Source organism: Microcystis sp. M015S2, assembly GCF_020245945.1.
Lineage (GTDB): Bacteria > Cyanobacteriota > Cyanobacteriia > Cyanobacteriales > Microcystaceae > Microcystis.
In genome coordinates, this window is record NZ_JADBTX010000091.1 from 66418 (window position 1) to 78383 (window position 11966).

General features: G+C 41.4%; 9 protein-coding genes. 5 read left to right on the forward strand and 4 right to left on the reverse strand.

Annotated elements, in window-relative coordinates:
• Positions 1 to 18: 18 nt before the first annotated feature.
• A complete protein-coding gene (gene secA / locus IM473_RS16395; protein WP_287657602.1) occupies positions 19 to 2835 on the reverse strand; it encodes a preprotein translocase subunit SecA in 2817 nt (938 codons plus the stop codon).
• A 381-nt stretch (positions 2836 to 3216) separates the two neighbouring features.
• A complete protein-coding gene (locus tag IM473_RS16400; RefSeq protein WP_287657603.1) occupies positions 3217 to 6432 on the reverse strand; it encodes a type ISP restriction/modification enzyme in 3216 nt (1071 codons plus the stop codon).
• Positions 6433 to 6601: 169 nt separating this feature from the next.
• On the opposite strand from IM473_RS16400, the gene rpmB reads away from it, so the two are divergent.
• The 3 genes from rpmB to IM473_RS16415 all read left to right on the forward strand — a co-directional run bounded on the left by rpmB (position 6602) and on the right by IM473_RS16415 (position 8584).
• A complete protein-coding gene (gene rpmB / locus IM473_RS16405) occupies positions 6602 to 6838 on the forward strand; it encodes a 50S ribosomal protein L28 (protein ID WP_002775299.1) in 237 nt (78 codons plus the stop codon).
• Between the two features lie 144 nt (positions 6839 to 6982).
• A complete protein-coding gene (gene psaK / locus IM473_RS16410) occupies positions 6983 to 7249 on the forward strand; it encodes a photosystem I reaction center subunit PsaK (RefSeq protein ID WP_002760753.1) in 267 nt (88 codons plus the stop codon).
• 207 nt (positions 7250 to 7456) lie between these two features.
• Positions 7457 to 8584 carry an amino acid ABC transporter permease gene (locus tag IM473_RS16415; protein WP_287657604.1) on the forward strand — a complete coding sequence of 376 codons (1128 nt, stop codon included), beginning with the start codon at positions 7457 to 7459 and terminating at the stop codon, positions 8582 to 8584.
• 89 nt (positions 8585 to 8673) lie between these two features.
• Here IM473_RS16415 and IM473_RS16420 read toward each other — a convergent pair whose 3' ends face one another.
• On the reverse strand, positions 8674 to 8919 hold the full coding sequence (locus IM473_RS16420; protein ID WP_002749050.1) for a ssr2422 family thylakoid membrane protein: 246 nt from the start codon (positions 8917 to 8919) through the stop codon (positions 8674 to 8676).
• Positions 8920 to 8977: 58 nt separating this feature from the next.
• Positions 8978 to 10153 (reverse strand): DUF4336 domain-containing protein, encoded by a 1176-nt coding sequence (locus tag IM473_RS16425; protein WP_287657605.1) that lies wholly within the window; start codon positions 10151 to 10153, stop codon positions 8978 to 8980.
• Between the two features lie 58 nt (positions 10154 to 10211).
• On the opposite strand from IM473_RS16425, the gene IM473_RS16430 reads away from it, so the two are divergent.
• Both IM473_RS16430 and IM473_RS16435 read left to right on the forward strand, forming a co-directional pair.
• Positions 10212 to 11477 carry a YcjF family protein gene (locus IM473_RS16430; RefSeq protein ID WP_287657606.1) on the forward strand — a complete coding sequence of 422 codons (1266 nt, stop codon included), beginning with the start codon at positions 10212 to 10214 and terminating at the stop codon, positions 11475 to 11477.
• Between the two features lie 159 nt (positions 11478 to 11636).
• Positions 11637 to 11822, forward strand: a complete 186-nt coding sequence (locus IM473_RS16435; protein ID WP_287657607.1) for a BrnT family toxin — start codon at positions 11637 to 11639, stop codon at positions 11820 to 11822.
• Positions 11823 to 11966 lie beyond the last annotated feature (144 nt).

Below are 11966 nucleotides of genomic sequence, written 5' to 3' on the forward strand. Positions count from 1 at the left end.
TAAGTCAACTTTTAGTTTTTACTGTTCACTAGCCACTGCTTGGGGTTGTCCTTGCGGTTGGAATTGGAACAGGGAATAAACCACGTTACGACGGATATCAATCATCATTTCTAAAAACATCTCGTAGCCTTCCTGTTTATACTCGATTAGGGGGTCTTTTTGACCGTAACCGCGTAAACCAATCGACTCGCGTAAAGCTTCCATAGCTTGCAGGTGTTCGCGCCATAACATATCGATTTGTTGCAGGATAAAATAACGTTCGGCATCGCGCATTAAACCGGCGCGAATACTATCCACTTGACGTTCTTTAATTTCGTAGGCTTTGCGAACTTCTTCGTGTAGGAACATCTTGATATCATTAACACTCATCTCCTCGACATCTTTAGCGGTAATATCTGCCAATAGATAGACGAATTCCTGAGATTTACTAATCAGTTTTTCCAAATCCCATTCTTCTGCCGGCAGTTCGGGATTAACATAAGCCATGACGATTTCATCCATGGTTTTTTCGGCGTATTGCAGCACCTGTTCTTTTAAGTCCATCCCCTCCAAAACCCGACGACGTTCGGCATAAATAGCGCGCCGTTGATTATTCATCACCTCGTCGTATTCAAACACCTGTTTCCGGGCATCATAATAGAAGGTTTCCACTTTTCTTTGCGCTCCTTCCAGGGAACGAGTTAACATTCCCGATTCAATGGGCATATCTTCTTCCACCCGGAAGGCGTCCATTAAACCCGCCACACGGTCGCCCCCAAAAATCCGCAATAAATTGTCTTCTAGGCTTAAAAAGAAGCGTGTGGAACCGGGGTCGCCCTGTCTGCCCGCCCTGCCTCGCAATTGATTGTCAATGCGGCGGGATTCGTGGCGTTCCGTCCCGATAACGTGCAGTCCGCCTCTTTCTACTACTTCATTGTGTTCTTTACCTGTGTAATCTTCATAACTTTTGCGAATTAATTTATAGACTTCGCGTAACTTTTGAATAACCCGGTCATCCGTGGGGGCTTTTTCGGCCGCGATGGCGATTTTTTCTTCCACTTCTAATTCGGGTAAACTTTGAGTTCCGTGGGTATCAACGGCAAATTTAACCGCTTCTTTCAGGGCATTTTCTACCTCTTTCGGTAACTCGGTGGGAAAAATTTCCGCCGAGGCACGCCAGTTTTTTTTCTTCTTACCCGGGGCGAATCCTTGCGGGCGATTGCGTTCTCCTAAACTGGGTAAACTAAAGGCCAAATTGTCATCTTCGGGCATAACTAATTTGGGCATTAAATACTCGCGAATTTTCAATCGGGCCATATAATCGGAGTTGCCACCGAGGATGATATCGGTTCCCCGTCCTGCCATATTCGTAGCAATAGTTACGGCTCCGGCCCGGCCTGCTTGGGCGACGATTTCCGATTCCCTTTCCACGTTTTCTGGACGAGCATTAAGTAAGTTATGGGGAATCTTTCTTTCCTGTAATAACAGCGAAAGCACTTCTGATTTTTCCACACTGGTGGTACCGACTAAAACCGGGCGACCCTGTTCGTGCATTTGTTGACATTCTTCGGCGACGGCGTTCCATTTTGCCTGTTCATTTTTATAGACCACATCGGCTAAATCTTGCCGACGAGAAACGCGGTTAGTGGGAATAATTGTTACTTGCAGGTTATAGACTTTTTCTAGTTCCGTTTCTTCGGTTTTGGCCGTCCCAGTCATGCCGGATAATTTCGGATAGAGTAGGAAAAAGTTTTGATAGGTAATCGTGGCTAAGGTTTGGGTTTCCTGTTGAATTTCTACCCCTTCCTTAGCTTCCACTGCCTGATGTAAACCATCGCCCCAACGTCGCCCCGGTAATACCCGTCCCGTGAATTCATCAACGATAACAATTTCACCACTGCGGACGATATAGTTAACGTCTTTTTTCTGGAGTTCTTTGGCACGAATAGCGTTAGAAATATAGTGCGCCCAGGGATTTTCTTGGTCGTATAAATCGGTAACTTCTAATAGTTCTTCCGCTTTTTTAAAGCCTTCATCGGTCATTAAAACGTTACGGTCTTTTTCGTTAACTTCGTAGTCTCCCGGTCCGTCTTCTACTTTTTGGCGCACTAATTGTTTGGCGATTTCGGCGGCGAGAATATATTTTTCTGTGGGCCGATCGATCGGTCCTGATATAATTAATGGAGTTCTGGCCTCATCAATAAGAATGGAGTCCACTTCGTCGATAACGCAGTAGTTAAAGGGTCTTTGGACGACTTCCCCCATCACTGTAGCCATGTTATCGCGCAGATAATCAAAGCCGAGTTCGCTGTTAGTGGTGTAGGTGATGTCACAGGCATAATTTTTCTTTCTTTCTTCCGGACTCATGCCGGCTTGAATTAGTCCCACACTTAACCCTAAAAAGCGGTGTACCTGCCCCATCCATTCCGCGTCACGACGGGCGAGATAATCGTTGACGGTGACGACGTGAACCCCTTTTCCGGTCAATCCATTCAAATAAGCGGGGAGAGTGGCAACTAGGGTTTTTCCTTCCCCGGTTTTCATCTCGGCGATTTGTCCTTTGTGCAGTACCATTCCCCCCAATAACTGCACGTCAAAGTGACGCATCCCTAAGACTCGGATTCCCGCTTCCCGGACAATGGCGAAAGCTTCGGGGAGAATTTCCTCGAGAATATCCTCTCTTTGCTCATAATTTCTGGCTTTGTCCAATCTTTCCTTAAATTCGCTGGTTTTGCCCCTTAATTCCTCATCGGACAGGTTTTTAATGTCTTCTTCCAGCAGGTTGATTTCGGTGACGAGGGGCTGAAATTTTTTAATTTTGCGGGCGTTGGGATCTCCGAGTAGGGCTTTTAACATAGCAGTTTTTATTCTCTCGCTTCGATTGGCTCTTGGTCTGTGGTGTTAACAATTGTATCACTCTGGTTGAGGCTCTCTTAGGTTCGGTGGGTAAAATGTATTCTAAGATACAGTCCTGTCAGCAAGCGAGTGGAAGGAACCACTCCAGACACAGAGGACACGAAGAATAATACTAAATCTGGTTATTAAAGACTGATTATTTATTCCCCTTTTTCCCTTTTGCATGAGTAGAAAACGGGTTTCTCGGAGAAACCCGTTTTCTGGGCGTTACTCAACGGATTTAGTATAAGAGGGCATCTTTGGGAGTGGAGAATCATTTATCGGTGAACAGGGACTCTTGCCAGTGGGCAAAAATTAAGTTAATCTTCTCTCACCGGTGGCTTAACTAAAGGGGAAACCACCATATTTATTGATAATTATATCTATAGTTTCCATAATTGCGATCGATTCGCCCAAAATGGAGATAATTTGTTGATAATGTTCTAGGTCATCGTAGCTAAGGTGGCGACCTTTGCGGTCTTTTAGCCACTTCTGACACACTTGATAACCGCCGATATAAAAGTTCCAAATTTGGGGCGGAATCCCCGCAAAATACTGGTCAGAATTAATCGAAATTTGTTGTTTATTTTCGTCATATTTCACCTGTTCAACTAGATTGGAACCCGCCACGGGATAGCTACTAATTTCTTTTCCCGTCCCTTTCATCAGGTGTAACTGCACTAATCTGTCACCTTTTTTGACTAATTCCCAGAATAATTCTTTATTACTGGTGAGAGGAACACGAGGAAAGTCTATTTTTAAAAATTCGGCGTAACGTTGGCGATATTGGGGAGAGTGAAAGACGGCATAGATATAGTTAAAAATGTCTTCTGGTCCAAAGGTTTTCTTTTCGTCTCCTTTGCCATCACTGATAAATTCTAAGTCAAGTTTTGCGGAAAGTTCCTTAATAAATTCAGGCGCTAGATTGGGACGGCGAGACATTCCCATGTCTTTCTCTGCCTGAGTTTCAGGATAACAATATAATGGCATAGTGTATCCTCTTTCTCTACTTTTGTTTGAAACATAGGAATCGTCTGTAAGCTGATTAGTAATTAAAATATGTTGCCAAGTTTCACTGACTATTTGTCTGCATAGATGAAATCCTAAATTATTTTCTTTTAGGTGACGCATAGTATCAATTCTTGCTCTACAGTGAAACCCACCTGAATTACCTGTATAATAGGTATATCTTTGATCAAAAGGTCTATATGAAATGGGTAAAAGGTTATCTTTAGATAAATTTGATTGCTTAATATCTTTCTGTGCTAAATCTATCTTCCAATCTTGAGAATCTTTACCTAAATTATATTTAATCCTAGCTTGTTCTGGACTGAGATTGACAAAATCATTGATTATATCCCAAATTTCTTTTTCACTCCATTGAATAGTTAAACTATCTCTAGCTGTGACGATACCAACACTATTAACTGGCATAATTTCAGTAATTTTACAGAATTGATCGTATTCTGATCGCAGATTAATATTCTGAGGTTTAAATAGATAAAAAGGAGAATCAGGTTGTAATTCTTGCCAAGCAGTTGAACTAATATCATTTTCATCTAACCAGTGATACTTACCACCGATAATAACTTGATTCTCAATCATCTCTCTTTTGCCCCATAAATCAGCATGATAAACCTTCGCTAAATCTTGCTGACTATCTTGATATTTAATAAAAATACCAATAGCTACACCTTGCTGAATATCAAACACATTTTGATCCGGTGAACCGTCGGGACAGATTTCTTTTTTCTTGCTATTTCCATGTAAATCTAAAACATAAATATCATCAAAAGTTTTTAATAAACTTTGACGCATTCCCCGAAAAGTTGGGTTATCCAAATAACCATGATTAGTAACAAAAGCTAAAATTCCGTAACCAGTTTTCTCGATGCGCCATTGACTAAAGCGAATAAATTTGACATAATCATCATTTAACCATTTGGGATTTTTTTCGCCTAAAGGTTGCTCATCTACCTCAAAATAACTAGCAGTTTTTCCTCCAGAAATAATATCTTTTCCCTTCAATAATTCCTTAATCCATTCTCCTGTATTTACGGAATGTCCAGAGTAGGGAGGATTACCAATAATCACCATAACAGGATGTTCTTGCTTAACACCTTGCGCTGACTCTGCTTCATCGCGAATACGATTTAAAAAACCATCAGCAGGGGGAATTTGAAAAGCTTCCTGTAGGGTGTTGGTGAGATAGATTCCTAAGCGTTCATCGGCACTAAAATCATAGCCTAATTCCTGAAGTTGTAAACCTAATTTCATGTGTGCTACGGTGTAGGGAGCCATCAGTAATTCAAACCCAAAGAGACGGGGTAATAAATGTTTACTGACATAACTAGACCACATCCCTTTCTGTTGACGAAAACTATCATAGATATGGTCGATAACAGAGTGTAAAAAAGTGCCTGTTCCCACAGCAGGATCGAGAATTAAAACTTGGTGAACTTCCTGAGTTTCTTGGCTATTATTAGGATTTTTAATCGTAATTTTTTTGGCATCGGCCAAACCTTTAGGAATCTGAAACTTATTTTTTAGAATATAGTCCACACTGCGAACCATGTAAGAAACCACGGGTTCAGGGGTATAATAAACACCCCTAGACTCACGCATTTTACTATCGTATTCTGCTAAAAAAGTCTCATAAAAGTGAACCACAGGATCCTGCTTGCGCGTGCGTTTTCCAAAGCTGCTAAGAATCCCCTCCATGTCCGTTTGTTGTAAAATAGTGGCTAGAGTATCCACGGCCCAAGTAATCCGCTCATCTAATTCTGTACCAGCAATTTGATGAAAAATTCCCCGCAAAAAAGGGTTAGTTTTTGGGAGTCGAAATGCTGCCGTTTCCCTGGAAAAAGAACTTATTTGATCCGTATTACAGCGTGCCGCGAATAACCCATAACAGATTGTTTGTGCATACATATCGGCAAACTGCGCTTCATTGAGATCACTAATTAAAACTCGTTGAAAAGATTGCAATTGTTGCCGCAACATTCCCCCGCAATCTTGATCTTTTAAAGCTTGGCCGATTGCGTCTCGAATTAACTGCGCTAAAGCGGCCATTTTTTTCGCTAATTCTCGCGGTGTTGTTATCTGAATAACTTTTGAGAGGAAAAATTGACAGAACAATTGTTCTACTTGTAAAATACCCTGGGAATCAGGTTTAATTTGCTTTTTTTGATTAAGACTTGCCACGGCAGCTGATAGACGCAATTCTCCCGATACATACCAACGAAATTCTAAATGATCGGTGATAATTAAATTACCCAAAGCCTGTAAATAACGTTTTATTTGGGGAGTATTTTCAACCTTTTTGAGAGAAGTTCCGATATCTTTTGCTTCCAGATGGCCAATTTCTACCATACCCTGATTAATCACAAAATCCGGAGCGCCACAAGCAATCCTTTTGGGTTCATTGAGAGCTTGTAGGTTATTATTTAGGGATTCAATTAATTTTTTTAAAGCAGGACGATAACTGTGTTCTGTGGCGTTACCCTGTTGATAAATGCCTGTGATTTCCTCTAGATATTTTGGCAGTGAATTACTCATTATCGTTGCGACATACAAACGTTCTTCTATAGATAAAATATAACCTCATTTGCCCCCAATGTTCTCAATTGCTGCTCAAGTTATACCCGTTTAAGGGGACTTCTGGCGAGATTTGAGTTAAACTAGAAAGGTTGACTATTGACAAACATCGATCGCACAGGAGCAAATTATGTCTAGAGTCTGTACTATGACGGGGAAAAAGGCCAATAACGCCTATGCGGTGTCCCACTCCCACCGTCGCACCAAAAAATTACAAGAAGCTAACCTACAATGGAAAAGAGTTTGGTGGTCGGAAGGCAACCGTTGGGTAAAACTACGCATCTCCACCAAAGCTATCAAAACCATTGAAAAGAAAGGATTAGCCGTCTTCGCTAAAGAAGTAGGCTTAAACTTGAATTTGTACTAAGCGAGTAGTTCATAAGTGGAGACGAATCGGCCTTATTGTTGACTCCTCTGCTTTTGATTATTAAGTATTGCAACAGGGCGTGATGTGGGGTGAAAACTACCTTTAAGATTAAAAACTTAAAACGACCTGTTCAGGAGAATTTCAATGTATTCAACCCTATTAATGGCCGCCACCGCCGTACAAGGTTCCAGCGAATGGAGTCCCAAAGTGGCGATTGTCATGATTATCTGCAATATTCTCGCTATTGCTTTCGGTAAAGCGACTATTCAACAACAAAATGTCGGTCCGGCTTTACCTTCCCCCGCTTTATTCGGTGGTATGGGATTAGGCGCTTTACTGGGTACTACCAGTTTTGGTCATGTCCTCGGCGCCGGTGTCATCCTCGGTCTTTCCCGTCTGGGAGTTATCTAAATATGTTTTGATTTTCTCAATCGGTGGCCAAAAGTCACCGATTTCTTTTGTGAAAAATTCTGGACTATATAAGTAGGTAGGCGTTAAAAATTATCAGATGCCCCCTTATTAAGGGGGGATTAAGGGGGGATCCCCCCGCCTATCGGCACCCCCCTTATCAAGGGGGGATATAGGGGGGATTTAATTATAACCAGCTATTTAATAAATATGACTCTACCTCAAAAAAATTCTTTTTGGTACGATGAGCGATTTCAGAAGATTTTTTTACAGGTAATTATCCTGCTAATTGTCTGCCTAATTTTCTGGTTTTTTGGTCGCAATTTAGTGATTAATTTCCAACGCTTACGCTTAAGTTTTGGCTTTGGATTTCTCTTTGATCCCGACCGACCAGCCTCTTTTGCTATTGGTGACTCTCCTATTGCCTACAGTCCCACCGATACCTATTTTCGCGCTCTTTTGGTGGGATTAGTTAATTCCCTCCGCATTATGATTAGTGGCATATTTTTGGCGATTAGTCTGGGAATAGTCATCGGGTTAGGTCGTTTGTCGGATAATTGGTTAATTCGTCAGTTAGCAACAATTTATGTGGAAACTATTCGCAATACTCCCCTATTATTACAATTATTTTTCTGGTATTTTGCTGTATTTTTGAAACTGCCGAAGATTGAGGACTCTCTAGAGTTTTTTGGCAGGGTATTCTTAAATAACTCAGGAGTCTATTTGCCTTTCCCCGCTAATAGTTTCAGGACATGGTTAGCCTTAGCTATCATTATTTTAGGAATAATTCTCTCATTATTTTTATCCATAAAAAATAAACTTAGTTTATGTCTAACTAGCCTAATAATCCTAGTTATAATTCCTCTAATCTGGGGTTTACAATGGCAAAGTCCCCAAGTTAATCCTCTTAATCAAAATATTGACTTCGGTTTACATCTTTCTTCCGAGTTTGCTACTCTCCTAATCGGTTTAACTGTTTATACAGCTGCCTTTATTGCGGAAACGGTACGGGGAGGGATTCAATCGGTTAATCGGGGACAATGGGAAGCAGCTAAAGCCTTGGGATTAAAACCTTTATTAGTGATGAGATTAGTAATTTTTCCTCAAGCTTTGCCAGTGATTATTCCTCCTTTAACTAATGAATGTTTAAACCTGGTTAAAAACTCTAGTTTAGCGATCGCTATCGGTTATAATGATATTTATGCTATCTCTAGTACCATCGCTAATCAGACAGGAAAAGCTCTAGAGATGTTAATAGTAGTTATGGCCACCTATTTATTCTTTAATCTGGTGATTTCTCTGACTATGAATCAATTAAACAAACGGGTACAAATTTAGGACAGGTAGGGTGTGTTAGCATCGCGTAACGCACCGAATCAATCGCACCAAAAGGTAGCCTAATGCACCAGAATTTAGCGATAAATTAATTAATGAGCATTACCAGAATATAAAGCGGTGATAATTGCTGTCACCGCAGGACTAAGACTAGATAAAACCACCACAGAAGCGGTGGCAATGATGATAGTAGTAGCCATTCTTACCATACCATCTGTACCTTTTTGATAGGCATCAAATTTATATTCTAAGCGGTCAACTTTTTGACCAAGTTCTTCTCGCAATTGAATCAACGCTTCTCTGATGTCATCATTACTGGGATTTTCGGGAATTTGCATGACCTTGATTAGCAATCAACTAACAACCGAATACATTATAGCAGTTCTTAGCCATAAATTACAATTTTTTATCGGGGGGAGGAGTCAATCGCCAGCGCACTAAAAAACTATCAATACTTTCTAAACATTCCAAGTCATCTTTAGGTAAATAAGAATCTTTTAACAAGAAAGAAAAAGCCTGCTGAAACTCTTGACTATCAGCTTGAATCGGACTAGCAAAATGACAAGGAATAACCTGTTTAATCGGCCATTGGGAAATTCTATCAACCCATTGACTAACCTCGTCAGTAGTGCGATTAAGAATCAAAGTTTGCAAAATTGGGGCTACTATTAACCTCCCCTCTCGACGCAAATTTAAAAAAGTCTTTTGCCAATCATCACCCCATTGAAAAGGGAATAAACCAAAATAGGCTTTTTTACTCCTTTCCTGAGCAGTAAAAGCATCTCGAAAGACCTTAATCCAATTGGGAACAGCTAAAACAGGAGGTTGAAAATAAAGAGCAAAAAGACAAATTCTCTGCCAACCCCGACGGCGATTTTCTGGAGTATCCTCCACCATATCCTTAGCACTATTTTTAGCGTGAAACAGCAGCGGATAGGGGTCTAATTCTAAAATAGCGGGAGGATTTTCTGGGATAGAAAGAATGCCATCGGTTAGCAGCAGAGTTTGAGAGTAGTGATGAAAAAAAGCCACTTCCGAGAAGTATCCCACATTCAGATCAATTGCGGGTAAAATTTCATAACTAAAATCTTTTCCTAAAGGAGTGGTTGCCGAGTCAGCAGGTAAAATTTCCGTTCGTTTTGCCGGTAACCCCAACCAACTCAAAGGTAAATTAAGAGGAAAACTCCATTGATTAGGAGCAACATAAACTATAGCTTTAGGAAAATAACGGGCAAAAGGACCGACAAAAACCTTATGTTCAATCCCAGAAATCGTCGGCAAAATAATATATTTAACTTCCCCGTGTTCACTTTCCAACTCACGCATCAAGCGAATACATTCCGGAGTCGGGGCCACAGGTGCATAAACAAATAAACCCCCAGATGCTAACTTAATTACCGTCATGCGAATCGGCACAACCACATAGAAAATACCCTGCAATTGCTCAAATGTCCAGAGCGTATCTTTCACCACTTCTTGGCGAATTGTCCGTCTTTGACCGTAGGGATAAAGTGGTACAATTGGCCAAAAAGGCCATGATAAATCTTGCGGACTAATTGCGGCTTTTGTCATCGTCTGATTCTATCGCTGAAAATCTCTATTTTAGTTATCATAAACCCTTCTAATCCCCATGACTAATAAACTGCCCATTGATTCTTTGGTCAATACTTGGAATAGTCTCACGGGGGAAGTGATGAAAAGACTCCCCATCGACCAGTTGACTAATACTGTCCTCCAGTGGTTTAGTGTTAGTGACAGTCAAGTGGCGGAAATTTTAGAAAAAGTCCGTCAAGAATTACCCACCACCGAGGCGCTGTTAATCGGCAAACCCCAAACGGGAAAAAGTTCGATTATTCGGGGAATAACGGGAGTTTCGGCGGAAATCGTCGGGCAAGGTTTCCGTCCCCACACCGAAAACACCCAGCGCTACACCTACCCCGCAGAAGACTTACCCCTGTTAATTTTTACCGATACGGTGGGGTTAGGGGATGCCTATCAACACACAGACAAGGTAATCGCGGAATTATTGGCAGATTTAAGCGAAAACACGGGACGCGCCCAAGTTTTTATCGTGACGGTAAAAATTAATGATTTTGCCACCGATAGCCTTCTGGAAATTACCAAACAACTGCGGCAAAAATACCCTAAAATCCCCTGTTTACTGGCTGTCACCTGCCTTCATCAGCTTTATACTCCTAATACCGTTGATCATCCCCCTTATCCTCCCGATTGCGAGGATATCAATCGCGCCTATCAAGAAATTAAAGAAACTTTTAAGGATTTATACGACAATTCTGTGCTAATTGATTTCACCCTAGAGGAAGACGGTTACAACCCCGTTTTTTACGGTTTAGAGGCATTTAGAGACAATTTAGCTGATTTATTGCCAAAAGCCGAGGCTAACACCATCCACCAACTTTTAGATCGGGAAACCAGCAATAAATTAGGCAATCTCTATCGGGACGTGGCCCGACGCTATATGTTAGCCTTTTCCGTCATAGCGGCGACCTTGGCGGCGATTCCCTTACCCTTAGCGACTATGCCCGTGTTAACCGCCCTACAAGTGTCAATGGTGGGGGTTTTAGGCAAATTATACGGTCAAGTCTTAACCCCATCCCAAGCCGGCGGAGTCGTCAGTGCGATCGCTGGCGGCTTTTTGGCCCAGGCCATCGGTCGGGAATTGGTGAAATTTATCCCCGGTTTTGGCAGTGTTATCGCCGCTTCTTGGTCCGCTGCCTATACCTGGGCCCTAGGAGAGGGCGCTTGTGTCTATTTTGGCGATTTAATGGGGGGTAAAAAACCCGATCCTCAGAGGATTCAAAGGGTGATGAAAGAGGCTTTTTCCGCTGCCCAAGAAAGATTTAAAAATGTCGCTACCGGAGGAGATAAAATGTAGTTATTAGCCCCTTAAGTGTTGGAGATGAAGCAACATCACTGAAAATTTACTTGGGCTTCTGAACCCGATCGATGGTTCAATACAGTTGAATAGATCTGATTCAAGTAATAGACAGAACATATCAAAAATGTGCCATCAGTTTCAGTGAGTAGCAGTATAATGGCTTTATGGAGTTTGACTGAGATAAAAATTCTCTCAAAGCACGAAGTCTCATTTGAGTCGGCAAAAACTGTTTTTGATGATCCTCTCTATGTTGACTTCTACGATCCAGAGCATTTAGAAGGAGTTGATATTATGTTAGTTAAAGGAATTAAAAAAGGCAAAATTATTGAGTTATTAGAGTAAGTTTCTGACAGGGGGACAAGAAAGATGAAATCCATAGATCATAAGCTTTTCATGGTTTTGGCTCGAAAAAGTTCGCCGCACCATCTCTCACTTATTAATAATAATTCCTAGTAAGCTCGCTCCTATCCCTAATTCTTTCGTTAG